We start from the raw sequence: 25,602 nt of genomic DNA, 5'->3' as shown, positions 1-25,602 counted from the left end.
ATCCCACACCCGAAGCCCCCGCCGCCACCCCGGCCAGCACCGGCCGTCACTGAAAGCCACGAGTCATCCGGTCTTCACCTGATCGGATTCATCGCAATCCGCCGTTAACGGCTCGGCAACGGGACCGACTCGATGTCCCCGCAAGCTTCTGGCAACTGTTTGCAGAATCGATTGACCTCGATATACAGCCCAGGGAGCTCGTGTGGGAACAGGTAAGACGCGGATCTTCGCCGTCGCCGCGGCGGCTCTGCTGGCGGTCACCGCGACCGCTTGCGGCAGTTCGGGAACCCAGTCCTCGTCACCGGCTGTAGTCGCTCCACCGGCGAGCCTGGTCAGTTCCGGGACCCTTACGTACGGCACGGCGGCGACCTTCCCGCCGTTCGAGTCGAAGTCGGCGGGCGGGGATTTCGAGGGCTTCGACATCGACATGATCAGCGCGCTGGCGGACTCGATGGGCCTCGGCACGAAGGCCACCGACATGGACTTCGACGGGCTCATCCCGGCGCTGGCCGGCAAGCGCGTGGACATCGTGAACTCCGCGATGTACATCAACGACGCCCGCGCCGCCAAGGTCGATTTCGTGCCGTACCTGGTGATCGGCGAGTCGTTGCTGACACCGGGCGGCAACCCGAAGCACATCACGCGGATCCCCGAGGACCTCTCGGGCAAGACGATCGCGGTCACCCGCGGCGCGATCGGCGAGACGTACATGAACGAGTACAACGACCAGCTGCGGCAACAGGGCCTGCCGGCCATGACGGTGATGAGCCTGCCCACCAACCAGGACGCCATGCTCGCCGTCCGCTCCGGGCGCGCCGACGCGTTCGACACCTCCACCCCGGGCGCGGCCACCACGCTCGCCAAGACCGGTGACGCCTTCACTGTCGCGGCGACCTTCAAGAACGAGACCAAGATCGGCATCGCCGTGCGCAAGGGCGACACGGACACCGCGACGGCGATCCGGAACGCGCTCGACCGGTTCGTCCAGTCCGGCGACTACGACAAGCTCCTGGCGAAGTACCAGATTCCGGCCGACTCCAGCCTGTTCAAGTCCACCGCCACCAGCACGGCGCCGGCGGGAGGCTGAGCGATGGGCATCCTGGACCGTGTCTTCTCCGGCACCTTCTTCTCCGCGACCCTGCTGACGTTCGAGCTGACCGTGCTGTCGATGCTGCTGGGCATCGCCGGTGGCGTGGTACTCGCCCTGCTCAAGGGCGGCCCGGCACCGCTGCGGTGGCTCGTCGACGGCTACGTGTGGCTCTTCCGCGGCACCCCGGTGCTGCTGCAACTGATCTTCGTGTTCAACGTGCTTCCCTTGTGGGGCTTGAACTTCACCCCGTTCACCTGCGCGGTGATCGCGCTGACGCTCAACGAGATCGCCTACATGGCCGAGATCATGCGCGGTGGCCTGCTGGGCGTGGACCGCGGGCAGCGCACCGCCGCGCGCATGCTCGGCCTGTCCGAGGTGAAGATCCTCCGCTGGGTCGTGCTGCCGCAGGCGCTGCGGCTGATCCTGCCGCCGACCGGAAACCAGTTCGTCGGCATGCTCAAGACCTCCGCGCTCGCATCGGTGGTCAGCGTCGGCGACCTGATGCTCACCGCGCAGCGGCAGGCGGCGGCCGACTTCGACTACGTGTCGGCCCTGTGCGCGGCCGCCGTCCACTATCTCGTGCTCACCACCGTGTTCACGCTCGTCCTGCGCTGGGCCGAGCGCCGGTTCGACGTGACCCGGCGCGCCGCGGCTCGGCGCTCGAAGCGACCCGCCGCCGTGGCGGCCTGAGGAGAGGCAGCAGATGAACGACCTCAAGCTCGCCCCGCCCGGGACCCCGATCGTGCTGGAGGCCCGCGGGCTGGGCCGCAGCTACCACGGCAAAGCCGTGGTGTCCGATGTGGACCTCGCGGTGCCCGCCGGGCAGACCGTCGCGGTGCTGGGCCCGTCCGGTGCCGGCAAGTCGACGATGCTGCGCTGCCTGGCAGGGCTCGAACCCATCCAGACCGGCAGCGTCGGGTTCCAGGGCGGCCCGCTGTCGGAGGCGGGCGGGCGACCCCGGTCCTTCCACGGCCGGATCGGCATGGTCTTCCAGCAGTTCAACCTGTTCCCGCATCTGACCGCGGTGCAGAACGTCGCGCTCGCGCCGGTCCGGGTGCGCGGGGTGGCGAAGGAGCAGGCGCGGTCCGAAGCGGTCGCGTTGCTGGATCGCGTCGGGCTGCCGGAGCACCGGGACCACTATCCGTTCGAGATGTCCGGCGGGCAGCAGCAGCGCGTGGCGATCGCCCGCGCGCTGGCGATGCGCCCGGAGCTGATGCTGTTCGACGAACCCACCTCCGCGCTCGACCCGGAGTTCACCCGCGAAGTGCTGGCGGTGATGCGGGATCTGGCCGAGGACGGGATGACGATCCTCGTCGTCACGCACGAGATGGAGTTCGCGCGGCGCAGTGCCGACCGCGTGGTGTTCATGGCGGAGGGCCGGATCGTCGAGGACGGCCCGGCGGCGACGGTGTTCGAGCAGCCACGCCACGAGCGGACACGCCAGTTCCTGGCCCAGGTGCTGGGAGAGTGAGCCCATGCCGAACACTCCTCCCGTCATCCCGCTGAGCCTGCGCAAGCAGGACTGGGCCTACCGGCAGCTGCGCGAACGCATCCTGACCGGCAGGCTGACCCCGGGCGAACAGCTCAGCCAGGAGGGCCTCGCCACCGAACTGGGCATCAGCCGCGGCCCGCTGCGCGACGCGCTGTCCCGGCTGGCGAGCGAGCACCTGGTAGTGGACCGCCCGCACCAGAAGTGGATGGTCGCCGACGTTTCCGCCGCCGACGCGCGCGACATCTACAACGGCCGCGCCGCACTGGAAAGCATGCTCGGAGCGGCTGCCACACAGGCTTCCGCCGCGCGCCGCGAAGCCTGCTACGGCCAGCTGGCCGAGCTGCTCGACGGGCAGCGTGCCGCGGCGGCGGCGGCCGCCGACCTGACCGAGCTGCGCGCGCTGGACCGCCGGTTCCACGACGCGATCTACCGCCTGGCCGACATGCCCGCGTCGATGGCGGCGCTGAACCACCTGCGCGCCAAGAGCGACCGCTACATCGCGTTGTACCTGGCCGATTCCGGGCGCGCCCACACGTCGCTCGAAGAACATGCCGGGATCCTCGACGCGCTGCGCGCCGGTGAGGCCGAGCAGTCCGCCGCGCTGACCAGGGCGCACGTGCTCGGCGGGCTCGGCCCGCTCATCGGCTCACTCGACCGCGAGCCGGCCAACCTGACCGAAACCCCTTGAAACAGCGAGAAAGAACGAGGAAGTGACCGTGCCCCACCTGCCCGAAGCCCTCACCCGCCTGTCCCTCCCGGAGCTGTCCGGCACGCTCGGCATGTCCCTGCGCGACGCCGAACGCGAGCTGGAGAACGCGCCGGGGCGAGGGCCGCTGCTCGACGCGACCTACGCCGACACGCACCGGTTCCCCGCGCCGGAGTGGGCACTGCCCGCGTTCACCGAAGCGGCGTCGGGCGGCGGGATGACGTACACCCCGTATCGCGGGGACCGGCCGGTGCGGGAAGCCGTGGCGCACAACGTTTCCACCGTGCTCGGTGTGCCGGCGACGGGCGCCGCGGACGTGATCCTCACCCCGGGCACGCAGGGCGCGCTGTTCGTCGCGCTCGCGTCCATCCTCTCCCCCGGCGACCTGGTCCTGTTGCCGGATCCCGACTACCTGTCCACCGAGCGGATGCTGCGCTACTTCGGGGCCCGCGTGCGGCGGATCCCGATGATCTGGCCCGACGAAAGCGAAACCGGCCGTGGCGCCAGGCCCACCCTCGACCTCGACGAGCTGGAGCGCGCGGCCGCCGAGAAACCGCGCCTGATGGTGTTCTCCCACCCCAACAACCCGACCGGCGCGATCTACGGCGAGGACACGATCGCCGCGATCGCCGCCGGGGCGCGGGAGCACGACTTCACCGTCATCGCCGACGAGCTGTACTGCCGGCTGGTCTACGAAGGTGAGCGCTTCCACCACCTCGCGGCGCTGGACGGGATGGCCGAGCGCACGGTGACCCTGCTCGGCCCGTCGAAGACCGAGTCGCTGTCGGGCTACCGGCTCGGGGTGGCCGCCGGGCCGAAGGCGCTCGTGGACGCGATGGAGGATGTCCAGTCGGTCACGGCGCTGCGCGCCCCGGCGTACGCGCAGCACCTGTTGTCGCACTGGATCGCCGAGGACGGCGAGTTCCTGGAGCAGCGGCTGGTCGAGTACCAGGCGCTCCGGGACGCGACGGTGAAGAAGATCAACGCCTCCTCGGTGCTGCGAGTGAACGCCAGCTACGGCACGGCATACGTTTTCCCGGAGGTGCTCACCGGCGCGACGGACCAGGCGATCGCCTTGGCGCTGAAGGAAAAGGCCGGGATCGTGGTGAACCCGGGCTACCAGTTCGGCGGCGCGGGCACCGGGCACCTGCGGCTGTGCTTCGCCCAGGACGAGGCCGCCTGGGACGCGGCGCTGGACCGCATCATCGACGTCATCGGCTCGCTCGCGTGAGAATCGCCGAGGCCGGGCTCGCCGTCGCGGGGCTTCCCCTGCGACGGCAGCTCCGGCACGCCGGCATCGACACCGGCGAGCTCACCGAGGTGTTCCTGCGGGTGCTGCTCGAAGACGGGCACGTCGGCTGGGCCGAGACCCGCGGGAACGGCGCGTACGCCACCGGGTGCTCCACCGAGGTGATCGTCGCCGCGCTGAGCACGCCCGGCTGGCACGACCCGGCCCGGCTGGCGCGCCGATGCCCGCCCGCGGCCATGCTGGTGGACATCGCCCGCCGGGACGCACACGCCCGTGCGGCCGGAATCCCTTTGTGGGCAACGCTTTCCGAGAAACCGGCACCCGCATCGCTGCCGACTCACGCGGCGATCGCGTTCGGCACCGAGGACCAGGCCGGGGAGCTCGCCGACGCCGCGGTGCGGGCCGGGTTCGGCCGGATCAAGATCCGGATCGGCGGCGACCCCGAGGTGGACCGCGCCCGCGTCGCGCGGGTGCGCGAGATCGCCGGGCCGCCGGTCGTCCTCGCCGTGGACGCCAACGGCGGCTGGGACACCGCGACAGCCATCGAAGCGACGCGCTGGCTCGCGGAGCTGGGCGTGGCCTGGTTCGAGCAGCCGGTGAAGGACCTCGTCTCGATGGCCGCGGTCCGCGCCGCTTCGCCGGTTCCGTTGTGGGCCGACGAATCGGTGCGCGACGCGGAATCCGTGCGGGCGGTGGCCGAGCTCGGCGCCGCCGACGGCGTGCACCTCAAGCTGGAGAAGGCCGGGACCGTGGATGAACTGGCGGCGGCGATCGGCACCGCCCGGCGCCACGGCCTCGACGTCGGCCTCGGCCAGATGGACTGCGGCCGCCTGGGCTGCGCCACCACCGCGCACCTGGCGGCCGGGCTGCACGTCGAGGTGGCCGAGCTGTGGGGCTGCGCCCATCTCGAACACGACGTCACCCCGGGGCTCGAACTGCGCGACGGCGCCGTGCCGCTGCCCGGCGGCCCCGGCCTCGGCCTGCGCCCCGAACTGGAGATCACGACCCCGATGAGGATCCCTTCATGACCACACCCGAAGTCGTCGGCCTGCTCACCGCGCTGGTCGGCTGCGATTCGACCACCCCGACCGGCGAGGAGACCAGCACCGCCGCGCTGCTCGCCGCGCACCTGACCGCGGCCGGTTTCGAGGCGGAGACCGAGACTCTCGCGCCGGGCCGGGTGAACCTGACCGCCCGCCGCCGGTTCGGGGACGGCCCGTCGATCATGCTGAACTCACACCTGGACGTCGTGCCTGCCGGGGCGGGCTGGACGAGCCCGCCGTTCGAACCGTCCATTCGCGACGGACGACTCTACGGCCGCGGTTCGGCCGACGCCAAGGGACCGCTCGCGGCGATGGCCTGCGCCGCCGCCGAACTCGCCCGCGACCCGGCCGGGCTGCCGGGCGAGATCGTGTTTTCCGCGGTGTCGCAGGAGGAAGGCGACTCCATGGGCGCGCGGCACCTGGTGCCCGCGCTCGCGGCCGCCGGCACCCTGCCGGACGCGGTGATCGTCGGCGAGCCGACCGGGATGCGGCTGCTCACGGCGCACAAGGGCTCGGTCCGGCCGGTGATCGAGGTCGTGGGCGTGGCGGCGCACGCGGCGACCCCGCGGTTCGGCGTGAACGCGGTGGACGCGGCCGCTTCCGTGCTGGAACTGCTGCGGGGCTACAGCGAAACCCTCGCCGGGCACGCGCATCCGCTACTCGGCGCGGCCACCTGCACGCCGGTGCTGATCGAAGGGGGCGAGGCGCCGAACGCGGTGCCGGAACGCTGCCGGATCACGTTCGACCGGCGCCTGCTCCCGGGTGAGTCGGACGAGTCGGTGCTCGCCGCGATCGACGAGATCCTGGCCGGCTACAACGAGAACGGCCCGGCCAAAGCCTCTATTGTGGACTGTGCGCCGAGCACCGGTGGCCCGTCGGAGACGCCGGACGGCCATCCGTTCGTCCAGGCCTGCCGCCGGGGTCTGGCCGCGCACGGCGCGGACTCCACGCTCGGCGGGCTCACGGTGAACTGCGACATGACCCATTTCCGCGCTGCCGGGGTGCCCGCGCTCGTCTGCGGCCCGGGCAGGCTGGAGGTGATGCACGCGGTCGACGAACACGTGGTGCTCGACGAACTGGCCGGATCGGTGGGCCTGTACAAGGCGATGCTCACCGAGGCGCTGGGCGGCCGGGCTTGAAGATCGCACTCGGCCAGCTGGCCAGCCGCCCCGGCGATGTCGGCACGAACCTCAAACGCGCGGCGGGTCTCGTGCGCGACCTCAAGACCGACGTGCTCGCCCTGCCGGAGCTGTTCACCTGCGGCTACGACCCGGAGGGCATCGCGGCGAACCCCGCGTGGTCACTGTCCACACAGGACTTCGGGCCCTTGGCGGAGGCGGCGGCCGAAGCCCGCACGTGGGTCCTGGCGGGCGCCTCCGTGGCCACCGAGGGAAAGCCGCGAAACGCGATCGTGGTACTCGGCCCGGACGGGGCCGTGCGCGGCCGGTACGACAAGAACCACCTGTGGGGCCGGGAAAAACAGGTTTTCGAAGCGGGCAGCGGACTCCTCATGCTGGACGTCGGCGGCGTGTCGATCGGGCTCGGCGTGTGTTACGACGCCGGGTTCCCCGAGCTGTCGCGCGCCTACGCACGTGCGGGCGCGCACGCCGTGTTGTTCTGCTCCGCCTTCGCGACCGGGCCCACCGAACACCGGTATCGCGTGTACCACCCGGCACGCGCGCTGGAGAACACCGTGTACACCCTCGTCGTCAACGCGGTCGGCGAACTCGCGGGCGAACGCTACTTCGGCGAAAGCGGCGCGTGGAGCCCGGCGGGACAACCACTGATCACCGCGGGCCGCCGCGAAGGAGTGTCCATAGTGGATATTTCCGCCGCGGAGGTCGCCCGCACTCGCGAACACCTGACCTACCTCACCGATCTGTCTCCAGGAGTCGATCATGTCGCCCGTGTTTCCTGAGTCCGAGTACGACCAGCGCCTGGCCACGTTGCGCGAGACGCTGAAGGCCGAAGGGCTCGACGCCGTCGTGGTGCACACGCCGGAGAACGTCTGTTACCTGTCCGGCCACGCCACGCCGGGCTACTACACCTACCAATGCCTCGTGGTCACCGCCGACGGCGAAGCGGCGTTGCTGATGCGCCAGACCGAAACCGAGAACGCGCTGGAGGCCACGTACTTCAAGCGCATCAACGGGTTCCCGGACAGCGCCGACCCGCTCGCCGCCACAGCCGAGCTGCTGGCGGAGCTGGCGCCGGGCGCGCGGACGGTCGGGATCGAGGCGAAGTCCTGGTTCCTGCCGCCGGAATCGTTCCTACGCCTGCGTTCCCTGCTGGCGGACCGTGGCGCGGAGACCACGCACATCGACGGCGCCCTGGCCGCGGCGCGGCTGGTCAAGTCCCCGTTGGAGATCGAACAGATCCGGCTCGCGGCGGCCAGCACCAACGCCGGCATGGCGGCCGCCGCCCGCGCCGCCGTCCCCGGCGCGAGCGAGCGCGCCGTCGCCGCGGCCACCTTCGGCGCGCTGATCGAATCGGGTTCGGAGTACTTCGGGATGGAGCCGTTCGTGGCTTCCGGACCGCGCGCGGGCACGATCCACGCGAGCTGGTCGGACCGGGTCATCCAGCGCGACGAGGCCGTCCTGCTGGAGATGTCCGCGACGCGCGGCCGCTACAACGCGCCACTGATGCATACCGTGTGGACCGGCGAACTCCACGGCGACGCGGCAGCGATGGCGAAGGCGTGCGACGACGCGAGGGCCGCGGCGCTCGCGGAAGTCCGTCCCGGCGGGTCGCCCGCGGCCGCCCACGCGGCGTGCAAGGCGGCGATCGCGGACGCGGGCCTGGCCCACACCTACCGCAAGCGCAGTGGGTACTCGGTGGGCATCGCCTTCGCGCCGGACTGGGGCGAGGGTCACCTGCTTTCGCTCGGCGAGAACGAGGAGAAGTCGTTCGAGGCGGGGATGATCGTGCACGTCGTGCCCACGCTGCGGATCGGCGGAGTGGCCGGGATCGGGCTGTCCGCGACCGTCCTGCTGACCGGAACCGGGCACGAAGTCCTCACCTCGTGCGAGATCGGGCCGCGGCTTTGACCGGTGTCGCCGCGGCCGGCGACTACGCCACCGCACGCGTGGCGGGCGGGTTCGTGTTCACCGCCGGCATGACCCCGCGCGCGAACGGGAGCGTCCTCGATCCCGGCCGCGTCGACGACCTGCCCCCGGAACGGGCACGCGCGCTGGCCGCGCTCGCCGCGGTCCGCGCTGTGACGGCGGCCCGGGAAGCCGGTGCGGCGCAAGGGCTTTCGCTGGAAAGCACGGTCAGCCTGACCGTCTACCTGCGCACCACGCCGGAGTTCACGACACACAGTGCCGTCGCGGATGGCGCCACCGAGGCGCTGCGAAAGGAGCTCGGCGGCCCACCGCCCGCCCGGGCCGCGATCGGGGTGGCGTCACTGCCCTCGGGCGCGGCGGTGGAGGTCTCCGCCGTGTTCAGCACCCGTGCGGAGCCGGTCTCAACGCCGGTCGAGGAACGCGGTCAACGCGTCCACGACCGCGGCGGGCTGCTCTTCCGGAATGAAGTGCCCGGCCTCGGGGATGACGACGCCCGTCGCGTTGTCCGCCCAGGGGCTGAGGGAAGCGGCCATGTCGGGGATCGAGCCGTGGGAGCCGGAGATTCCCAGGAGCGGGACGGTCAAATGCCCTCGTTCCAGTGCCTCATGGTTCTTGCGCGCTGATTCGGCGGCGTCGCGGTAGTAGGCGAGAGACGCCCGGAGACCACCCTCGGCCGCGATGGCGGCGGCGTAATGGTCGATCTCGGCGCTGTCGAACGTCTTGGGGGACAACGCTTTGACCGTCAGGAACCACTCGACGTAGGCACGCTCACGACCGGTGAGCAGGGTCTCGGGCAGATCCGGCACCAGGTGGAACGCGAAGTGCCAGGTCTTCCAGGCCCGTTCGGGATCCGTGGGAATGGCGTCCGGGAGGGTGATTCCGGGGATTCCGGCATCGAGCAGGGCGACACCGTGCAGGCGCTCTTCGTACTTCAGCGCCAGCGAGAAGGCGACCCAGGCGCCGATGTCGTGGGCGACGAGCCAGTACTTCGGCACGTCGAGCGCGGACACCGCGGCCTGGACGCGCGCAGCGACGGTGTGCGTGTCGTAGCTGTCGTCCGGGCGGTCGGAATTTCCTTGTCCCGGCAGGTCGATCGCGATCACGCGGAAGCGCTCGGCGAGGCCCGGCATCACGGTGCGCCAGGCCCACCAGGTCTGCGGGAACCCGGCGAGCAGGACCACGGCGGGGCCCGCCGGATTCCCGCCTTCCACGGCGTGGAGCCGGATGCCGCCCGCGTCGGGGAAGCGGTGCGTGAACCCCGCGAGGTCTTGCAGTGGCAACCCGGAGACCCGGTCGCCGGCGGGTGCGGTGTCGGTCATATCGCCACCCTAGGCATCTTGAACTGTCCGGTTCAAGATACTATGGGCCAGGGCACAACGACCCGGGAACGAGGTGCAGGCGTGATGGCCGGAAGGAAACAGTTCGATGTGGACAGCGCCCTCGACGCGGCGATGATCCAGTTCTGGCGGGCCGGATACGCCGGCACTTCTCTCGACGACCTCTCCCATGCGACCGGTTTGAACCGCAGTTCCATCTACTCTTCGCTCGGGGACAAGGATTCGCTCTATCTGCGTTGCCTGGATCGCTACGCCACGCGCTATGGGGACAAATACGACCGGGCCCTTTCACGCGCCTCCGAGGAACCGCTACGCGCGATCCGGGAGTTCTTCGGAGTCACCTTGGCGCGCATCGCCGACCCCGGCCTGCCGGACGGGTGCCTGATCGCCCAGACAGCGATGGCGATCCCGGTACTGAGCCCGGAAATCGCCGCGCGCGCGGTCGAAGCCTTGGGATTTCAGCGCGCCCGGCTGCGGAAAGCCTTGAAGGCCGCGAAACTCCCCGATGCCGACGCGTTCGCCGTGCACATCGCGGCGGTCAACCAGTCGCTGGCCGTGATGAGCAGGGCCGGGGCGCCCCCGAAGCAACTCCGGACGATCGTCGAGGTCAGCGTGAGCGCGCTTTCGCAGGCGTTGCCCGCGGATTAGCGCTGAATCCCAGCGGCGTTGGACCACAAGAGCGGCCGTACCGAATACTCGCTCCGCTACAAGGCGACGCACCCACCATTCCCGTCCCGCAGACGCGGCCCGGGTGAGCACCAGCGTGCCGCACGCCGCCCACACCGACATCACAGTGACCCACGCGAACGGACGGCGGCGGCCCGGGATGTCCTTGGCGGACGTGCCCGGCAGGCCGTGGATCATGCTTCGCGGCGACGCCGAGGAAGGCGCGTACTCGACGCTCCCCGGCGACGTGGAAGTGCGCTACTCGACCGTGCCCACCGCGATCACCCAGGACGCCGACGGGGTCGACGTGACCCTGCACGACACGGCGGCCGGCACCACCGCCACCGAACGGTTCGAGTCCCGGTGGGGTGCCGGGTAACCACAGGCGGCGACCATGAAGTTCAGGCGCCGCAAGTACTTCTCGTGTAGACCGAACACGAGCCTGCGCACGGAACTCGGAAGGCGCCCTGTTCGACTCCGTGGAGCAGGTGCACCTGGACACCTGGCATCGCGGCCGCGCCGACCTGCACGGCGATCTCCTCGAACGCCACCCCGGCGACCTCGCGACCGCCTTGGACGACTGGGAAACCGCGCTGCGCCCGCACATCCGGTACTACCAGGAAAACGCTTTCCAGGACCGGAAGATCTTCGTCATGGACAACGCGCGCGAGATCCGCCTGCGCCGCCTCATGCCGAAGCTCGCCAAGTCCCGACTCGGCAGCCGCGTCACCCGGCGAATGCTGAAGCCCGAGACGATGGAACGCAAGAGCAAGGACGTCGTCGGCGAAGTGCTGGCGGCGCTCCCGCTAGCCGCGCGGCCGGGCACTGCCCCGGCGCCGAGGTCCCGTCTCGTTCCGCCGTAGGACGGCGGCGCCGGCTCATCGCAGCAGTTCGCCCAGCCGCGGCCGGTCGAGTTTCCCCATGGCGTTGCGGGGAAGCTCGTCCGCCGTGATCCGCCAGACCTCGGGCACCTTGTAGCGGGACAGCTCGGCCGCGCAGCGTTCACGAAGCGCCGCCTCGTCGGTGGCACCCGCGCCGTCGGTCTGGACGACGATTCCCACCCTGGCGCCCAGGCGCGGGTCCGGGATCCCGAGCACCGCGCAGGCGACGACCCCGGGCGCGGTCCGGACGATCCGCTCGACCTCGGCCGGGTACACGTTCGCCCCACCACGCACGATCACGAGCTTCCGGCGGTCCTTCACGAACACCTCGCCGGACTCGCTGACCGTGCCGAGGTCACCGGTGCGCAGCACGCCGTCCGCCAGCACTTCGCCGGTGGCCTGCTCATTTCGCCAGTAACCGAGCATCGGCCTATACAGACCGGTATACGGCCCGGTGCTCGCGGCGCCGACGCACAACTCCCCCACCTCACCGCTCACCTCGTCGGCGAACACCCGCAGATGCGGCAGCACTTTGCCCGAGCTGCCGGGCACGTGCCCGCCGTCCAGCTCCTCGATCGCGACGACGGTCGGCGCCTCGGTGAGCCCGTAGGTGCCGTGGATCGGCGTCGCGAACTTCTTGGCGAACGCCGCCCGCAGCTCCTCGCTCAGGGTGTCGCCGCCCGACCACAGGTCCACGATCCCCGCCAGCGCCGAAGGTTCGATCGACTCGTCGCGCACCATGTCGTACAGCAGGGGCGGCACCCCGTTCCACACGGTCGCGCGCGTGTCGCGGAGCCACGCCGCCACGGCCGGGGCGTGCCGGAAGTCGGAGATGATCGCGGTGCCGCCGGCCTGGCTGGTGGTGAGCGTCGAGAGGCAGAGCATGTTGAGGATCGTCATCGGCAGGCAGTCGGCCTTGCGCAGATACCGGTCGTAGCCCCGGGTCGCGGTCAGCATCTCGCCCGGCACGAGGAGGTTGTGCTGACTGTGCACGACCCCTTTCGGGCGCCCGGTGGTGCCGCTCGTGTAGGCGATCGCGGCCGGGGCGAACGGGTCGGCGGCGTCGCGGATCCGGTACGGTCCGGCCGCGGCGGCCAGCGTCCGCCATTCCTCTTCGGACACCAGGATCTTGTCGTCCCCGAGGTCGCCGCAGCCGAGGCAGAGGCGTGCGCCCGCGTCGTCCACGATGGCGCGGCGCTCGCTTTCGGTGAGGGCGCGGTTGATCCCGACCCAGATCCCGCCGAGGCGCAGCACCGCGTGGAACAGGACGACGATGCGGCTGTCGTTGGGCAGGCTCACCGCGATGCGGTCACCGGCCGCGAGCCCGAGCTCGCGCAGCGCGCCGACCGCCCGGTCGATCTCCGCGTCGAGCTCGGCGTAGGTCAGCGTCCGGTCGGGCGCGACGAGTGCTGTCCGGCCCGGCTCGTCCCGGAGGACGTGATCGAGCACAGTGGACACTCCTTCGCGCGTCACAACGTCTCGCCTCCGTCCACGCCGACGGTTTCTCCGGTGATGAAGCCACTTTCGGCCGAGCACAGGAACGCGACGAGCGCGGCGAGCTCGTCAGGGTCACCGGTCCGGCCCGCGGGGATGCGGCGCAGCAGGCTTCGCAGGACCTTCTCGTCGTCGAACTGCGCCTGGGTCATCGAGGTCGGGAAATGCCCTGCTGCCACCGCGTTGACGGTGACGCCGTAGGGCGCCCACTCCCGCGCGAGCGACCGCGTCAGCTGCACGACCGCGCCCTTCGCGGTGTCGTAAGTGGTCGTGAACGGGAACGCGCGACGGACCACATTGGACACTACGTTCACCACCCGCCCGTACCCCCGCTCGAGCAGGCCGGGCCCGAACGTGCGCAGTATCCGCATCGTGCCGCCGAGGTGGACGTCCAGCACGGAGTTCCACTCGTCGTCGCTCGTGGGCGTGCTGTCCTCCTGGCCCGGCAACGGGACGAAAGGCTTGTACAGCAGGTTTCCCGCGTTGTTCACGACGATGTCCACCGGGCCGAGCCCGGCCAGGATCTCTTCGTGGGCGCGCGCTATGTCGTCGTTCGAGGTCACGTCGACCGTGAGGGCGAGCGCCCGCGCACCACTGTCGTGGATCTCCTTGGCGACGGACTCGATATCGCCCGCGGATCGGGCGAGCGCAGCCACTTCCGCGCCGTCGGCCGCGAGCCGCAGCGCGACCGCCCTGCCGAGGCCGCGACCCGCGCCCGTGACGACGGCGACGCTCATGCCGGACCTGAGAAATGCGGGGCGACGTCGCGTGCGAACAGCTCCAGCGTTTCGGCCGACGCCCTGTCGTGGGTGAAGAAGACGAACGAAGAAATGCCCGCCTCGACGAGTTCGCCGATCCGGTCGATGATTCGCCGTGGTGTCCCCGTGAAACCGCCTTCTTCCATTCCGTAGCCGGGATCCCCGTAATGCCGTCGCGCCCGCCGCACCGCTTCGTCGAGCCGTTCTTCGGGCGCGATGGTCAACACGGCCTCGACCGAACGCCGGATCGTGGCCGGATCGCGCCCGGCCTTTTCGCATTCGGCATCCAGCGCCCGGGAAAGCCCGGCTATCCGGCCCAGCGCGTACGTCGGCACGTTCCACACATCGGCGTACCGCGCGACGAGCGGGAGCGTGTACTTCGGGCCCACCCCGCCGATGTGCACGGGCGGGCCGCCGGGCTGCGCCGGGGCCGGGAGATTCGGCAGGTCGCGCACCGTGAAGTGCTTGCCATCGAAGGACATCGTGGCGCCGCGGAACATCCCGGTGATGATCTCCAGCGCCTCGCCGAGCCGCTCACCGCGTTCGGCGGACGACCCCCAGCCCAGCCCGGCCCGGCGGTGTTCCTCTTCGTGGGAACCGCTGCCGATACCGAACTCCAGGCGGCCACCGGAAAGCACGTCCACGCTCGTCGCCATCTTCGCCAGCAGCGCCGGATGCCTGAAGGTGTTCGACGTGACGAGGTGCCCGACGCGCAGCGTGGTCGTCCGCGCGAGCAAGGCCGTGGCCAGCGTCCACGCTTCGAACGACGGGACCTCGGGAAGCCCCGGGGGATAAAGGTGGTCGTACAGCCACAACGAGTGGTAGCCGAGGCGTTCGCAGTCGAGCGCCTTGGCGAGTATCGCGTCGAACCCGAGCGCGACCGGCGGCAGGTAGATGCCGAACTCGGCCCCCATCACGGGAGGTCCGCTTTCCTGGACAAGGCTCGTCCCTCCAGGCGACTCGGGGAGTCTCTCGCCTCACCACGGTAGGGATCAAATTTAACGGTGTCCAGTTATCCGGAAGACTCGCCGGATTTCCCGCCATGACGAGGAATCAGCCTTCTTCGATGAGCACCCGCCAGCCCGCCAGCAGCGCACGCAGCTGGAGCTGGAAGACGCGGTCCGCGGCTTTCGCGGTGGCACGGACGACCTTCTGCAGGTTCGGCTGGTCACCGCGGCCGTACAGGCCGAGTCTCTCCTGGAGGGGCAGCTGCCGCGGGTTCGTCATGACCGAGCCGAACACCAGCGATTCGGTGCTGTCGATGATCGGGTAGCACAGCCGCCTTGGCACGCCCGCTTCGAGCATCTTCGTGGCGATGAACTCCCGGTGCAGGTTGTCGAACGGCGGCCGCGTGCCGCGCGGGGCCATCAGCGGCGCGCTGTTCGGATGCGCCACCAGCGCCGCGCGGAACCGGGTGACCGACGCTTCGACGTAGTCCTCCCAGCCGCCGTTCTCGAGCCTGGGCAGCACTTCGCGCGAGAGCACCAGCTCCACCACGCCGCGCAGGATCTCCTCCTTGTCCGCGAAGTGGTGGTACAGGGCCGCCCCGGTGACGCCGAGCTCGGTGCCCAGGCGGCGCAGGCTGAGCGCGTCGAGGCCATCCTTGTCGATGATGCCGAGCGCCGTGGCGACCACTTCTTCCCGGTCGACGAGCGGGGTCTTCGGGCGTCCCATGATCACTTCCCTCCGGATACCTAACAGTGTAAAGTACCGGCCGGGATATCCGGGACGACCAGCTACTTCCCGCTGTCCGCGGGCGAGCGCGGCCACTCGCGTTCCCAGCGGGCGTAACGCCGGCGGTCGTCGAAGTACCGGACGAGGCAGAAGACGCCGGTCAGGAACCCGGTGAAGGCCAGCCAGCACAGCGCCGCGGTGGTCACGCCGACGATCAACGGCGAAGCCCGGCCGGGTGGCGCGGCCACCGGGTTCCCGGAGTCGTCCAGCCAGATCGGCACGGTCGTACCCGCCGTCGTGCCGCGCTCGGCCAGCACCGTGCCGGTGCGGTCGCTGCCGTCCGGCAGGCGCCAGGCCGCTTCGACGGACGTCTTCGCGTGCACGGGCATGCCCTCGGGGCTCACGATGTCGGGGGCCGCATCGGCCAGGAGCACCGCCTCCGCCGGGTGCCGGTCAGCGCGTGCCTGAAGGACCACGGCCTGTTGCGCGTCGAAGCTCTTCGCTCCCATCGTCCAGGCGACGGGCAGCGCGGCCAGCGCCAGGAGCACGAAGAACAGGAGCAACGCGGTTTCCACCCGGTCGCCCCGGCGTACCAACGGGTTGCGGCCCGCGTGCGCCAGCCGCCACCACCGTCTGCCGTCCACTGTGGACTCCTCGTCAGAGAACGGGGCCCGGCGCGTAGTCCATGGCCGCGGCCTCGTGCGTGGCCGTGCCCTCCGGGGCCACGGCGCGCAGCGGCAGGACGACCACGGGGCAGTTCGCCTTCCGCAGGCAGCGGGCGCTGACCGAGCCGAGGAGCGTCCGCATGACGGCGCCGCGGCCGTGTGTGCCCAGCACGAGCAGGTCGGCACCGTCGGACGCGGTGAGCAGGACGTCGGTGGGGTCGCCCTCGACGATCTCGCCGCGGATGGTCACGTCCGGCCTGGCCACGGCCTCCAGCACCTTCTGCTGTGCCGCGCGGTGCGCGGCCACCAGGTCGTCGACGGGCTGGCCCGGTGCGCCCGCGTCAGCCGCGACGACCTGGCTCCACGCTGTCATCACCAGCACGTCGCGCCGCGTGGCCGCCGCTTCCGCCACCGCCCAGCGCAACGCTGCCTCACTGCTCTTCGACCCGTCGACTCCGACGACGATCGTGCCCTGACCGCTCATGCCCGCGACGCTAGACCGCGGCGGGGCCTGTTGTCTGGGGCTGTTGGACCCTGGATCACGGGACCTTCGGCCGGGGGCCGGTCAGCGGTCCTCGTCGTCCCAGACGTAGTCGAGCCGGTTGCACACGCTGAGCACGCCGGGGATCAGCGCGCTCAGCTCCCCGGCCGCGCGGACGGCGCTCTTGCGCTCCAGCCGCCCGAGCAACGTCACGTCGCCGTTGACGACGGTGATGCTGTAGCGGCCAGGGTCGGCCAGCAGGGCGCGGTGGAACACCTCGTCCTCGATCTCGGCGGCGAGTTCCTCGTCCCCGCGCAGGAACACCCCGACGACGTCCCGGCGCGCGAGCACCCCGGCGAGCTTCCCGTCGTCCAGCACGAAAAGCCGGCGGACCCCGGCGTCGAGCAACTGGCGCACCACCTCGGCCAGCGGCGCGCCGATGTCGACCGTGCGGGCGGGGCTGGTCATCAGGTCACGGGCGAGGCTCGCTTCGGCCTTGTGCCGCCATCGCCGGGCGTGGCGGCCCGGCGCGCGCTGTTGCTTGGGGAGCAGATCGGCCTCCGACACCACCCCGAGCACGGTCCCGTCGCCCGCGACGACGGGCACGGCGCTGATCCGCTCGCGGGCCAGCAGCCGGGCGATGTCCTTGAACTCCGCTTCGGGCGGGACCGTGTGCACGTCGCGGGTCATCACCGCGCCGACGGTGAGCGTTCGCATGGCAGACCTCCAAGTTCGGTTCGCGATGCCAGTCAACGCAAGGACGGGTGGGCGTGAGCAGAGCCTTCGGCCCTTCGCGGCGGGGACTTTCGGCGTGGCCTCGCGGGCCGGGCGTCCATAGCGGAGGATGGGTGACCATGACGCACAAGAACTGGTCCGAGCTCTCGACCCCGGCGAAGGCGGCCGTCATCGGCGCGGGCGTCGTGCAGGTGACGCTGGCCGGGAGCGCCTGGTGGGACCTGTCGCGCCGGCCCGCCGAGCGCGTCCGGGGCCCGAAACGGTTGTGGGCGCTCGTGATCGGGATCAACTTCGCCGGTCCGGTGGCCTACTTCCGGCTGGGCCGCATCACCCCGCCGGACTGAGTCGCCGGGCGGACGCCGCGTGCTGGAGTTCGCCGCCGCCCTGGCCCTGCAGCTCGCGCGCGACCAGCAGCGGCTGGACGAGTACGAAGCGCTCGCCGACCGCGACGGCATCGCCCGTAACCCGCACGACCAGGTCATCCAGCGGCTCCCCGCGCCGCTGGCCGCGCAGGCCGAGGCCGAACGCCGCGTGCTGGAGGTCGCCGCTGCACCGGGCCCGAACATCCACAATCACCGCCGCACGTCCTCGGCGACGCCACGCTGGTGGCCACGGTCGCCGTCGGCCAGAACTCCTTGCCGGGCACGAGGATCCCGGCCGGGGACTAGAGCAGCGGCGAGGCGTTCCGCACGGCCGCATCACCCCGCCGGACTGAGTCGCCATGGCCGAACGCCGCGTCAGAGAGTGCTCGCGTGGTCGGGGACGTAGCTGCCCGGGTTCCGTTCCGGGCGCCGGTATCCGGTGCCTTCGGGGATCTCCGGCAGCCTGATCGCGGGCGGCGGGACCTCGTGGTAGGGCAGCGTGGACAGCAGGTGCGCGATCGTGTTGAGGCGGGCCCGCCGTTTGTCGTCGCTGTCCACAATGGACCATGGTGCTTCGGGGATGTCCGTGTACAGGATCATCTCGTCCTTCGCCCGGGAGTAGTCGTCCCACCGGCTGATCGACTCCAGATCCACTGCGGACAGTTTCCACCGCCGCACCGGGTCGTCGAGGCGGGCGCGGATGCGGCGTTCCTGCTCCCGCGCGCTGACCGAGAACCAGTACTTCCGCAGCAGGATCCCGTCCTCCACCAGCAGCCGCTCGAAAATGGGGCACTGGTGCAGGAACCGCCGGTGCTCCTCGGCGGTGCAGTACCCCATCACCCACTCGACCCCGGCGCGGTTGTACCAGCTGCGGTCCATCAGCACGATCTCCCCGGCCGCGGGCAGCTCGTTCACGTACCGCTGGAAGTACCACTCGCCCTGTTCCCGGTCGTCCGGTTTGGCCAGCGCCACGATCCGGGCCACCCGCGGGTTGAGGTATTCGGTGATGCGCTTGATCGTGCTGCCCTTGCCCGCCGCGTCCCTGCCCTCGAAGATCACGACGAGCCGCTGCCGCTCGGCGCGCACCCACTCCTGCAGTTTGACCAGTTCACCCTGCAGCCTGCCCAGTTCCGGCTCGTAGACCTTGCGGGGAATCCTGTTGCCCATCACGCCTCCGGCCGCACGACCGCGACCGGGCAGGCGCTGTGGTGCAGCAGGCTCTGGCTCGTCGAACCCAGGCCCATGCCCACGATCCCGCCCCGGCCCCGCGAACCGACCACGATCAGCTGCGCGCCCTCCGCCTCCTCCAGCAGCCCCCGCACCGGCCGGTCCCGCAGGACACGCTGACGCAACTCCACGTCGGGGAACTTCTCCCGCCAGCCCGCGAGCCGCTCCGACAGCAGCCTGCTCTCGTCCTCGGCCACCGAATCCCAGTCGATGTCGCGCGGCAACGCCGCCCACGTATCCGCGACCGACACATCCAGCCAGGTATGCACCGCCACCAGCACCGCCTGACGGAAACTCGCCTCCTCGAACGCGAACTCCACCGCCGCGTCACCGACCGCCGATCCATCCACCCCGACCACGACCGGCCCGGCCTCCGGCGGCGGATCGTCCGGCATCCGCCCCCGCACCACGACCACCGGGCAATGCCCGTGCGCCGCGACGCCCACCGACACGGACCCGACCAGCATCCCCTTGAAGCCGCCGAGACCGCGGGAGCCGAGCACCACCAGCCGGGACTTCGCCGACTCGTCGATGATCTCGCCCGCCGCAGGGCCCACCCGCAGATCGGTGCGCACCGTCAGCTCCGGGACAGCGGCCCGCACCTCCTCCCGCGCCCGGCGCAGCCAGTGGTGTCCCTGCTCCACCAGGGATTCGATCATCGCCGCCGTCGTCACGGTGGTGACGTGCGGCCCCATCGGCGGCACCACGCACGCGTGGAACAGCCGCACCGGAACCTGCCGCTCGGACGCCTCCTCCGCGGCCCACCGGGCAGCGTGCAACGCCGACTGGGAACCGTCGATACCCACCAGGATCGAATGCCGCGCCGCCGTGTCCATCATGCGAGCCAGGCTGCCCGCGGCACCCTCGCTCGGGACAGGGCCGCCCGTCCCCCGGCGAGGGGTCCAAGGGCCCTCGGCTCGGCGACTGAGGACTTTCGGCCTCCCGGCCGGGGACCTAGGCCGCGTCCGCCGCGGTGATCACGGTTCTAGCCTTGGTCACCACCGGAGGTGATTCCCTTGACCATCAAGGTGTTCCTGGTCGACGACCACGAGATAGTCCGCCGCGGCGTGGCCGACCTGCTCGAATCCGATCCCGGGATCACGGTCACCGGCGAAGCGGGCACGACCGCGCAAGCGCTTGCCCGCATCCCCGCGCTGCGCCCCGACATCGCGCTCCTCGACGTCCGCCTGCCCGACGGCAACGGCGTCGAACTGTGCCGCGACCTCCGCTCGAAACTCCCCGAGCTGAAGGTCATCATGCTGACCTCCTTCACCGACGAGCAGGCGATGCTCAACGCCATCCTCGCCGGGGCCGCCGGCTACGTCATCAAGGACATCGAAGGACTCCGCCTCATCTCCGCCGTCCACGAAGTCGGCGCCGGCCGCTCCCTGCTCGACAACCGCGCCGCCGCCACCCTCATGGCCAAACTCCGCGCCGACGCCGCCGACAAAGGACCGCTCGGCGCGCTCAACGACCGCGAACGCGAGCTGCTCGAACTGATCGGTGAAGGCCTCACGAACCGGCAGATCTCCCAGCGAATGTTCCTCGCCGAGAAAACCGTGAAGAACTACGTGTCCCGGCTCCTCACCAAACTCAACCTCGAACGCCGCACCCAGGCGGCGGTCCTGGCCACCAAACTCCGCGAGGAACGGGCGATGCGGAGCGAAGCGCAGTGATCCGTCAGCGTCGCTCTCCGGCGAACGCCGACAAGGCCTGGCCCCAGGACTCCGCCCGCTCGGCTTCCCCGGCGAGCAACCGCGCCGGGTTCTCCCCGCTGACGAAGAAGCTTTCCGGTGCCACCGACAGGTCGAATCTGTTGCGGCGCAACGACTTCCTGGCCCCGTTCGCCGCCGAGCCGGTGAGCCAGCGCGGCTTCTTCAACCGGGTGTCGTAGGCCGCGGCGCGGATACCGGCGGGCACCGTCCCGAGCGAGCCCAGCCACTCACGCAGCCCGGTGTGCGAGCGGACTTCCCCGTTGGCCTGCTTCGCCGCGCTCGTCCGCGTCGACGGGCGGCTCATCCCGTGCACATGCGTCGGCCCGCCCACGACCAGCAGGTCGACGCCGGACAGGTCCCGCGGCGCCGCGTCGACGTTGACCACCTCCACGTCGGTGCGCAGCCCGGCCGCGATGGCCTCGGCCACCCGCTGGGTGTTGCCGAACATCGACTCGTACACGATCAGCGTGTGCATCTCTCGTTCCTTCCCGGCGAATCGGCGCTTTGCCTTGACCTCTCAGCGTTTCCGGCCCGCACCGCGAACCGAAGGGGCGTTCGTCACCGGTGCACGGGACCATCGCCACGCCCAAAGTCCCGGCACCCGGTGGCCTTCTCCCGGCGCGCCGCACCGCCCGAAGCTGCGACCGTCAGGGAGAACGGAGGAGGGCCTGATGGAACTCACCAGCCGGGAAGAGAAGGCCAGAGCCGTGCGCGTGACCGCCGCGTGCGCCCGCGATGCCGAAGAGCTCAGGACGCTGCTGGACATGCTGGGCCTCGAAGCCGCCGACACCCTGCCGGAACAGGAGGACGCCGAGCCGGAAATGCCACAGGGGACGGGCCTGCCGATGGCGGAACTGACGGCCCTGCTGACGACGTTAGACCGGCAGCCTGCCTGACGCGCCGAGCAGCAGCTCCGCCCCGCGCGCCAGTTCGAGCTCTTCCCTCGCCCGCAGGCAGAACAGCCTGACCGCGGCGCCGTCCGGGCTGAGCAGGCGATCCCCTTCGTCGTCGACCCGCGCCGGGTCGACGGTCACGCCCAGCAGCCCGAGTCCGGCGACGAGTTCGCCGAGGAGGCCGGGCCGGTGCTCGGCGACGCCCCCGGTGAACACGATCGCGTCCAGCCGGTCCAGGCTCATCGCCACAGCCCCCATTTCCCGGCGCAACCGGTGCAGGAACACCTCGACCGCCGCCGCGGCCTGCTCATCCCCCGCCTCCCGCGCGGCCAGGATTTCCCGCAGATCCCCGCTGGTCCCGGTCATCCCGGCCAGGCCGGAATGGTGGTAAAGAACATCGGCGAGCCCGGCCGGGTCGATCTCACCGGTGCCCAGCACGTGCAGCAGCAGCCCGGGATCGACCGAACCGGACCGGGTGGCCATCACCGCCCCGTCCAGCGGGGTGAAGCCCATCGACGTGTCGAAGCTGCGCTCGCCGCGGATCGCGGTCACCGACACGCCCGAGCCGATGTGGCAGCACAGCAGCCGCGCCCGGGGGCTGCCGAGCAGTTTCGCGCAGCGGCGTGCGGCGTATTGGCAGGACAGGCCGTGGAAACCGTAGCGGCGCAAGCGTCCTTGTGCCGTCCATTCGCGGGGCAACGCGTATCGGGCCGCCGCGGCGGGCAGTCCACTGTGGAACGACGTGTCGAAGCAGCCGACCAGCGGGACTCCCGGCCGCCACCCCCGCGCCAGCCGGGCCGCGTCCAGCGACAGCGGCTGGTGCAACGGCGCCAGGCCACTCAGCTTTTCCAGCTGTGCCAGCGTCTCCTCGTCGAGCAGGACCGGTCCCGGCCGCGAACCGCCGTGGACGAACCGCACCGAGATCGCCTCCGGCTCCCCCAGCTCCCCGAACGCCACACGCACGGCGTCGTGGTCGGTGGCGACGTCGGTGACGTCCCAGCTGTCCGCCCGCACGACCTCGCCGTCCGCGACGAGCGCGGCCTTGAGGCTCGACGAGCCCGGGTTGAGCGTCAGGGCCCGCATCACGCCCACGTCCAGTTCCGGACCTCGGGCAGATCCTCACCGTGCTCGCGGATCCAGTGGCGGTGCCGTTCCCTGGCGGTGGCCATCTCCTGGCGCACCACCCCGGCGGTGCGGGCGAGCCCGGGCACACGGTCGATCACGTCGATCACGAGCCGGAAGCGGTCCATGTCGTTGAGCACGAGCATGTCGAACGGGGTCGTGGTAGTGCCGTGCTCCTGGTAGCCGCGCACGTGGAATCCGGCGTGGTTGGCCCGCCGGTACACCAGGCGGTGGATCAGCCACGGGTAGCCGTGGTAGGCGAAGATCACCGGGCGGTCCGGGGTGAACAGCGCGTCGAACTCGCGGTCGCTCATCCCGTGCGGGTGCTCGGACTCCGGCTGCAGCCGCATGAGGTCCACGACGTTGACCACCCGTACCGCCAGCTCCGGCAAATGCTTTCTCAGCAAGGAAACCGCCGCGAGTACCTCGATCGTCGGCGCGTCGCCCGCGCACGCGAGCACGACGTCGGGCTCGCGGTACGGGAACGTGCAGGCCCATTCCCAGATCCCGGCGCCGCGCGCGCAGTGCAGCGCCGCTTCTTCGGCGCCGAGCCAGTCCGGGGTCTCGTTCTTGCCGGCCACGATCACGTTGACGTAGTCGCGGCTGCGCAGGCAGTGCTCGGCGACGGAGAGCAGGGTGTTGGTGTCGGGCGGCAGGTAGACCCGCACGACCTCGGAGCTCTTGTTGGCGACGTGGTCGATGAAACCCGGGTCCTGGTGAGAAAAGCCGTTGTGGTCCTGCCGCCACACGTGCGAGGTCAGGAGGTAGTTCAGCGACGCGACCGGGCGCCGCCACGGGATCTCGCGGTGCACCCGCAGCCATTTGATGTGCTGGTTCACCATCGAGTCGACGATGTGGACGAACGCTTCGTAGCAGGAGAACAGCCCGTGCCGCCCGGTGAGGAGGTAGCCCTCCAGCCAGCCCTGGCACTGGTGTTCGGAGAGCACCTCCAGCACGCGCCCGTCGCGGGCCAGATGTTCGTCGACGGGTTCGGTCGCCTCCTGCCAGGCCTTCGCCGTCGCCTCGTACACGGCGTCCAGCCGGTTCGAGGCGGTTTCGTCCGGGCCGAACAGCCGGAAGTCGCGCGCTGAGTCGTTGGCGGAGAACACATCCCGCAGGTACCGGCCGAGCACGCGGGTCGGTTCGGTGCCGGTGCCGCCCGGCTCCTTGACCGTGACCGCGTGCGCACGGATGTCGGGCAGGCGCAACGGCTTGAGCAGCAGGCCGCCGTTCGCGTGCGGGTTGGCGCCCATCCGGCGGTCGCCGCGCGGGATCACCGCGGTGACCTCGGCGACCGGCGCGCCGGAGGCGTCGAACAGCTCCTCCGGCCGGTAGGACCGCAGCCACGCCTCCAGCGCGTGCAGATGGCGGGGATTCTCACGCACGGCGGGCAGCGGCACCTGATGCGCGCGCCACGTGCCCTCCACCGGCTTTCCGTCCACTTCGGACGGACCGGTCCAGCCTTTCGGGGTGCGCAGCACGATCATCGGCCAGGCGGGCCGCGGCCCGCCGCCGGACTGGATCGCCCGGATGCCGGCGAGTACGGCTTCCAGCGCGCTCGCCATCGCCTGGTGCATCGCGACCGGATCGCTGCCGGAAACGTAGTACGGGTCGTAGCCGTAGCCGCGCAGCAGGTCGTCGAGCTCCTCGCCGGGGATCCGGGCCAGCAGGGTGGGGTTGGCGATCTTGTAGCCGTTGAGGTGGAGGACCGGCAGCACCGCCCCGTCGCGCGCCGGGTCGAGGAACTTGTTCCCGTGCCAGCCGGTGGCCAGCGGGCCCGTTTCGGCCTCGCCGTCCCCGATCACGCACGCGACGACGAGGCCCGGATTGTCGAACGCCGCGCCGAAAGCGTGCGCCAGCGAGTAGCCCAGCTCCCCGCCTTCGTGGATCGAGCCCGGCACCTGCGGCGCGACGTGGCTGGGCACCCCGCCGGGGAACGAGAACTGGCGGAACAGCGTGCGCATCCCTTCGGCGTCCTGGGCCGCTTCCGGTGCCACTTCGGGGTAGCTGCCCTCCAGCCACGTGTTCGCCAGCAGCGCCGGGCCGCCGTGCCCGGGGCCGGTCACGAACATCATGTCGACGTCGTGCGCGCTGATGAGACGGTTCAGGTGCGCGTACACGAAGTTCAGCCCCGGCGACGTGCCCCAGTGGCCGAGCAGCCGCGGCTTCACGTGCTCGGCGCGCAACGGCTCGGTCAGCAATGGGTTGTCCAGCAGGTAGATCTGGCCGGCCGACAGGTAGTTGGCCGCCCGCCAGAGAGCGTCCACTCTGGACAGTTCTTCCTCGCTCAGCGCCACGGCCGGCGGGCCGGTGGCGGTCACGGGCGGCGTGGTCATCGGGCGGGCTCGTCGTGCGTCGAGGTCACCGACGCGCTCACCACGCCCGGCACCGCTTCGGCCAGCACGGTGGCGACGTGCCGGTCGGTCTCGTCGTCGTACTGGTCGACGACGTGCACGATCCCGTCGCGCACGTCGACCTGCCACCGGCCGGAGCCGCCGTAGACCGCCAGGTGGTGCCGGACGTCCGCGGCGATTTCGCGGTCCGGCCTGGCGAAGGTGCGCACGATGTCGCCCCTGGTCACGATGCCGACCAGGCGTGCCCCGTCGACGATCGGCATCGCGCGGATCCGGGAGTCGAGCAGCGCCCTGGCCACCTCGACGAGGTCGCTGCCCGGGGCCATGCCGGTGCACGGGGTCGTCATCACCTCCGCGACCGTCGCGCCCGGCTCCGGGCGGTTCCCGGTGCGGTGGCGCGGATCGTGGTGGAACCGGTCGACGATCAGGTCGGCCTCGGTGACGATCCCGATGACGCGCTCGTCCTCGTCCACCACCGGCAGCGCGGTGAACCCGTGCGCCGCCAGCAGCCCGGCGGCGCGTTTGGCCGTCGCGCCGGGGCCCACGGTGACCACCGGCCGGCTCATGATGTCCTGTGCCCGCATCGCTGCTCC

General features: G+C 71.0%; 30 protein-coding genes and 1 pseudogene. 16 read left to right on the top strand and 15 right to left on the bottom strand.

The genetic code is table 11. The features are described 5' to 3' along the window. Positions 1–202 precede the first annotated feature (202 nt). The 10 genes and pseudogenes from FPZ12_RS34645 to FPZ12_RS47150 all read left to right on the top strand — a co-directional run. Entirely contained in the window at positions 203–1,087 is an 885-nt protein-coding gene (locus FPZ12_RS34645; protein WP_243770191.1) for an ABC transporter substrate-binding protein, read from the top strand. A 3-nt stretch (positions 1,088–1,090) separates the two neighbouring features. Then, positions 1,091–1,780: an amino acid ABC transporter permease gene (locus FPZ12_RS34640; protein WP_144759030.1), complete on the top strand. Its 690-nt coding sequence runs from the start codon at positions 1,091–1,093 to the stop codon at positions 1,778–1,780. A gap of 13 nt (positions 1,781–1,793) precedes the next feature. Further along, a complete protein-coding gene (locus tag FPZ12_RS34635; protein WP_144759033.1) occupies positions 1,794–2,561 on the top strand; it encodes an amino acid ABC transporter ATP-binding protein in 768 nt (255 codons plus the stop codon). 4 nt (positions 2,562–2,565) lie between these two features. Next, on the top strand, positions 2,566–3,270 hold the full coding sequence (locus FPZ12_RS34630) for a GntR family transcriptional regulator (RefSeq protein ID WP_144759036.1): 705 nt from the start codon (positions 2,566–2,568) through the stop codon (positions 3,268–3,270). A 22-nt stretch (positions 3,271–3,292) separates the two neighbouring features. Next, on the top strand, positions 3,293–4,519 hold the full coding sequence (locus FPZ12_RS34625; RefSeq protein WP_243770190.1) for a pyridoxal phosphate-dependent aminotransferase: 1,227 nt from the start codon (positions 3,293–3,295) through the stop codon (positions 4,517–4,519). Next, entirely contained in the window at positions 4,516–5,565 is a 1,050-nt protein-coding gene (locus tag FPZ12_RS34620) for a mandelate racemase/muconate lactonizing enzyme family protein (protein ID WP_144759039.1), read from the top strand. Before FPZ12_RS34625 ends, FPZ12_RS34620 begins: the two co-directional genes overlap by 4 nt. Next, on the top strand, positions 5,562–6,719 hold the full coding sequence (locus tag FPZ12_RS34615; protein WP_144759042.1) for a M20 family metallopeptidase: 1,158 nt from the start codon (positions 5,562–5,564) through the stop codon (positions 6,717–6,719). Before FPZ12_RS34620 ends, FPZ12_RS34615 begins: the two co-directional genes overlap by 4 nt. Then, a complete protein-coding gene (locus FPZ12_RS34610; RefSeq protein WP_166463003.1) occupies positions 6,716–7,498 on the top strand; it encodes a carbon-nitrogen hydrolase family protein in 783 nt (260 codons plus the stop codon). Before FPZ12_RS34615 ends, FPZ12_RS34610 begins: the two co-directional genes overlap by 4 nt. After that, positions 7,479–8,627: a M24 family metallopeptidase gene (locus tag FPZ12_RS34605; RefSeq protein WP_144759048.1), complete on the top strand. Its 1,149-nt coding sequence runs from the start codon at positions 7,479–7,481 to the stop codon at positions 8,625–8,627. Before FPZ12_RS34610 ends, FPZ12_RS34605 begins: the two co-directional genes overlap by 20 nt. Continuing rightward, positions 8,603–9,010, top strand: a pseudogene (locus FPZ12_RS47150) (Rid family hydrolase); the annotation flags it as partial. The gene FPZ12_RS34605 and the pseudogene FPZ12_RS47150, both read left to right, overlap by 25 nt. Positions 9,011–9,046: 36 nt before the next feature. Here the strand turns inward: FPZ12_RS47150 and FPZ12_RS34595 are convergent. Further along, complete coding sequence (locus FPZ12_RS34595) at positions 9,047–9,964, bottom strand: alpha/beta fold hydrolase (protein WP_144759051.1); 918 nt, start codon at positions 9,962–9,964, stop codon at positions 9,047–9,049. An 84-nt stretch (positions 9,965–10,048) separates the two neighbouring features. Here FPZ12_RS34595 and FPZ12_RS34590 point away from each other — a divergent pair, with 84 nt between their 5' ends. The 3 genes from FPZ12_RS34590 to FPZ12_RS34580 all read left to right on the top strand — a co-directional run bounded on the left by FPZ12_RS34590 (position 10,049) and on the right by FPZ12_RS34580 (position 11,511). Next, positions 10,049–10,630, top strand: a complete 582-nt coding sequence (locus FPZ12_RS34590; protein WP_166463002.1) for a TetR/AcrR family transcriptional regulator — start codon at positions 10,049–10,051, stop codon at positions 10,628–10,630. A 103-nt stretch (positions 10,631–10,733) separates the two neighbouring features. After that, positions 10,734–11,027 carry a hypothetical protein gene (locus tag FPZ12_RS34585; RefSeq protein WP_144759057.1) on the top strand — a complete coding sequence of 98 codons (294 nt, stop codon included), beginning with the start codon at positions 10,734–10,736 and terminating at the stop codon, positions 11,025–11,027. A 100-nt stretch (positions 11,028–11,127) separates the two neighbouring features. Beyond that, positions 11,128–11,511: a Rossmann-fold NAD(P)-binding domain-containing protein gene (locus tag FPZ12_RS34580; RefSeq protein WP_144759060.1), complete on the top strand. Its 384-nt coding sequence runs from the start codon at positions 11,128–11,130 to the stop codon at positions 11,509–11,511. 15 nt (positions 11,512–11,526) lie between these two features. Here the strand turns inward: FPZ12_RS34580 and FPZ12_RS34575 are convergent, their stop codons facing one another. The 7 genes from FPZ12_RS34575 to FPZ12_RS34545 form a co-directional block, all read right to left on the bottom strand. Beyond that, entirely contained in the window at positions 11,527–13,002 is a 1,476-nt protein-coding gene (locus FPZ12_RS34575) for a class I adenylate-forming enzyme family protein (protein WP_208026121.1), read from the bottom strand. Then, a complete protein-coding gene (locus FPZ12_RS34570; protein ID WP_144759063.1) occupies positions 12,999–13,760 on the bottom strand; it encodes an SDR family NAD(P)-dependent oxidoreductase in 762 nt (253 codons plus the stop codon). The genes FPZ12_RS34575 and FPZ12_RS34570 overlap by 4 nt, the downstream gene beginning before the upstream one ends. Next, entirely contained in the window at positions 13,757–14,695 is a 939-nt protein-coding gene (locus FPZ12_RS34565) for an LLM class flavin-dependent oxidoreductase (RefSeq protein WP_150980624.1), read from the bottom strand. Before FPZ12_RS34565 ends, FPZ12_RS34570 begins: the two co-directional genes overlap by 4 nt. Before the next feature lie 139 nt (positions 14,696–14,834). Then, positions 14,835–15,455, bottom strand: coding sequence for a TetR family transcriptional regulator (locus tag FPZ12_RS34560; RefSeq protein WP_144762391.1), 621 nt, complete (start codon positions 15,453–15,455; stop codon positions 14,835–14,837). Between the two features lie 62 nt (positions 15,456–15,517). Beyond that, entirely contained in the window at positions 15,518–16,099 is a 582-nt protein-coding gene (locus FPZ12_RS34555) for an Rv1733c family protein (RefSeq protein ID WP_144762394.1), read from the bottom strand. Between the two features lie 13 nt (positions 16,100–16,112). Continuing rightward, positions 16,113–16,604 carry a universal stress protein gene (locus FPZ12_RS34550; RefSeq protein WP_144762397.1) on the bottom strand — a complete coding sequence of 164 codons (492 nt, stop codon included), beginning with the start codon at positions 16,602–16,604 and terminating at the stop codon, positions 16,113–16,115. Between the two features lie 81 nt (positions 16,605–16,685). Further along, positions 16,686–17,318 carry a CBS domain-containing protein gene (locus tag FPZ12_RS34545; protein WP_243770189.1) on the bottom strand — a complete coding sequence of 211 codons (633 nt, stop codon included), beginning with the start codon at positions 17,316–17,318 and terminating at the stop codon, positions 16,686–16,688. Between the two features lie 137 nt (positions 17,319–17,455). Here FPZ12_RS34545 and FPZ12_RS34540 point away from each other — a divergent pair, with 137 nt between their 5' ends. Beyond that, the gene (locus FPZ12_RS34540) at positions 17,456–17,680 is read left to right on the top strand and encodes a PLDc N-terminal domain-containing protein (RefSeq protein WP_144762400.1); all 225 of its coding nucleotides are present in this window, start codon (positions 17,456–17,458) and stop codon (positions 17,678–17,680) included. Here FPZ12_RS34540 and FPZ12_RS34535 read toward each other — a convergent pair. From FPZ12_RS34535 to FPZ12_RS34525, 3 genes are all read right to left on the bottom strand, one after another. Then, the gene (locus FPZ12_RS34535; protein WP_144762403.1) at positions 17,664–17,912 is read right to left on the bottom strand and encodes a hypothetical protein; all 249 of its coding nucleotides are present in this window, start codon (positions 17,910–17,912) and stop codon (positions 17,664–17,666) included. The genes FPZ12_RS34540 and FPZ12_RS34535 overlap by 17 nt on opposite strands. Before the next feature lie 161 nt (positions 17,913–18,073). Beyond that, positions 18,074–18,865: a polyphosphate kinase 2 gene (gene ppk2, locus FPZ12_RS34530; protein ID WP_144762406.1), complete on the bottom strand. Its 792-nt coding sequence runs from the start codon at positions 18,863–18,865 to the stop codon at positions 18,074–18,076. Beyond that, entirely contained in the window at positions 18,865–19,764 is a 900-nt protein-coding gene (locus tag FPZ12_RS34525; RefSeq protein WP_243770188.1) for a universal stress protein, read from the bottom strand. The genes ppk2 and FPZ12_RS34525 overlap by 1 nt, the downstream gene beginning before the upstream one ends. Before the next feature lie 177 nt (positions 19,765–19,941). Between FPZ12_RS34525 and FPZ12_RS34520 the strand changes: the two genes are divergently transcribed. Next, a complete protein-coding gene (locus FPZ12_RS34520) occupies positions 19,942–20,601 on the top strand; it encodes a response regulator (RefSeq protein WP_144756501.1) in 660 nt (219 codons plus the stop codon). A 4-nt stretch (positions 20,602–20,605) separates the two neighbouring features. Here FPZ12_RS34520 and FPZ12_RS34515 read toward each other — a convergent pair whose 3' ends face one another. After that, complete coding sequence (locus FPZ12_RS34515) at positions 20,606–21,115, bottom strand: flavodoxin family protein (protein ID WP_144756499.1); 510 nt, start codon at positions 21,113–21,115, stop codon at positions 20,606–20,608. 196 nt (positions 21,116–21,311) lie between these two features. On the opposite strand from FPZ12_RS34515, the gene FPZ12_RS34510 reads away from it, so the two are divergent. Beyond that, a complete protein-coding gene (locus FPZ12_RS34510; RefSeq protein ID WP_144756497.1) occupies positions 21,312–21,536 on the top strand; it encodes a hypothetical protein in 225 nt (74 codons plus the stop codon). On the opposite strand, the gene FPZ12_RS34505 is transcribed toward FPZ12_RS34510, so the two are convergent. Genes FPZ12_RS34505 through FPZ12_RS34495 form a run of 3 tightly spaced genes read right to left on the bottom strand, consistent with a single transcriptional unit; the run spans position 21,516 to position 25,593 of the window. Beyond that, positions 21,516–22,616 carry an acetate/propionate family kinase gene (locus FPZ12_RS34505; RefSeq protein WP_144756495.1) on the bottom strand — a complete coding sequence of 367 codons (1,101 nt, stop codon included), beginning with the start codon at positions 22,614–22,616 and terminating at the stop codon, positions 21,516–21,518. The two genes, FPZ12_RS34510 and FPZ12_RS34505, sit on opposite strands and share 21 nt — an antisense overlap. Next, a complete protein-coding gene (locus FPZ12_RS34500) occupies positions 22,616–24,991 on the bottom strand; it encodes a phosphoketolase family protein (protein ID WP_144756493.1) in 2,376 nt (791 codons plus the stop codon). The genes FPZ12_RS34505 and FPZ12_RS34500 overlap by 1 nt, the downstream gene beginning before the upstream one ends. Then, the gene (locus FPZ12_RS34495; RefSeq protein WP_144756491.1) at positions 24,988–25,593 is read right to left on the bottom strand and encodes a CBS domain-containing protein; all 606 of its coding nucleotides are present in this window, start codon (positions 25,591–25,593) and stop codon (positions 24,988–24,990) included. Before FPZ12_RS34495 ends, FPZ12_RS34500 begins: the two co-directional genes overlap by 4 nt. Positions 25,594–25,602: the final 9 nt, after the last annotated feature.

It is taken from the genome of Amycolatopsis acidicola (assembly GCF_007713735.2).
In the GTDB taxonomy this organism is placed as follows: domain Bacteria; phylum Actinomycetota; class Actinomycetes; order Mycobacteriales; family Pseudonocardiaceae; genus Amycolatopsis_E; species Amycolatopsis_E acidicola.
Note: the sequence above shows the minus strand (reverse complement) of the source record. Positions and strands in the feature narration are given on the sequence as shown.

Coding starts and splice junctions, on each gene's coding strand:
- FPZ12_RS34640 (WP_144759030.1), top strand. CDS start 1,091: ATGGGCATCCTGGACCGTGTCTTCTCCGGCACCTTCTTCTCCGCGACC.
- FPZ12_RS34635 (WP_144759033.1), top strand. CDS start 1,794: ATGAACGACCTCAAGCTCGCCCCGCCCGGGACCCCGATCGTGCTGGAG.
- FPZ12_RS34630 (WP_144759036.1), top strand. CDS start 2,566: ATGCCGAACACTCCTCCCGTCATCCCGCTGAGCCTGCGCAAGCAGGAC.
- FPZ12_RS34615 (WP_144759042.1), top strand. CDS start 5,562: ATGACCACACCCGAAGTCGTCGGCCTGCTCACCGCGCTGGTCGGCTGC.
- FPZ12_RS34605 (WP_144759048.1), top strand. CDS start 7,479: ATGTCGCCCGTGTTTCCTGAGTCCGAGTACGACCAGCGCCTGGCCACG.
- FPZ12_RS34595 (WP_144759051.1), bottom strand. CDS start 9,964: ATGACCGACACCGCACCCGCCGGCGACCGGGTCTCCGGGTTGCCACTG.
- FPZ12_RS34590 (WP_166463002.1), top strand. CDS start 10,049: ATGGCCGGAAGGAAACAGTTCGATGTGGACAGCGCCCTCGACGCGGCG.
- FPZ12_RS34570 (WP_144759063.1), bottom strand. CDS start 13,760: ATGAGCGTCGCCGTCGTCACGGGCGCGGGTCGCGGCCTCGGCAGGGCG.
- FPZ12_RS34565 (WP_150980624.1), bottom strand. CDS start 14,695: ATGGGGGCCGAGTTCGGCATCTACCTGCCGCCGGTCGCGCTCGGGTTC.
- FPZ12_RS34560 (WP_144762391.1), bottom strand. CDS start 15,455: ATGGGACGCCCGAAGACCCCGCTCGTCGACCGGGAAGAAGTGGTCGCC.
- FPZ12_RS34550 (WP_144762397.1), bottom strand. CDS start 16,604: ATGAGCGGTCAGGGCACGATCGTCGTCGGAGTCGACGGGTCGAAGAGC.
- FPZ12_RS34545 (WP_243770189.1), bottom strand. CDS start 17,318: ATGCGAACGCTCACCGTCGGCGCGGTGATGACCCGCGACGTGCACACG.
- FPZ12_RS34540 (WP_144762400.1), top strand. CDS start 17,456: ATGACGCACAAGAACTGGTCCGAGCTCTCGACCCCGGCGAAGGCGGCC.
- ppk2 (WP_144762406.1), bottom strand. CDS start 18,865: ATGGGCAACAGGATTCCCCGCAAGGTCTACGAGCCGGAACTGGGCAGG.
- FPZ12_RS34525 (WP_243770188.1), bottom strand. CDS start 19,764: ATGATGGACACGGCGGCGCGGCATTCGATCCTGGTGGGTATCGACGGT.
- FPZ12_RS34515 (WP_144756499.1), bottom strand. CDS start 21,115: ATGCACACGCTGATCGTGTACGAGTCGATGTTCGGCAACACCCAGCGG.
- FPZ12_RS34510 (WP_144756497.1), top strand. CDS start 21,312: ATGGAACTCACCAGCCGGGAAGAGAAGGCCAGAGCCGTGCGCGTGACC.
- FPZ12_RS34505 (WP_144756495.1), bottom strand. CDS start 22,616: ATGCGGGCCCTGACGCTCAACCCGGGCTCGTCGAGCCTCAAGGCCGCG.
- FPZ12_RS34500 (WP_144756493.1), bottom strand. CDS start 24,991: ATGACCACGCCGCCCGTGACCGCCACCGGCCCGCCGGCCGTGGCGCTG.
- FPZ12_RS34495 (WP_144756491.1), bottom strand. CDS start 25,593: ATGCGGGCACAGGACATCATGAGCCGGCCGGTGGTCACCGTGGGCCCC.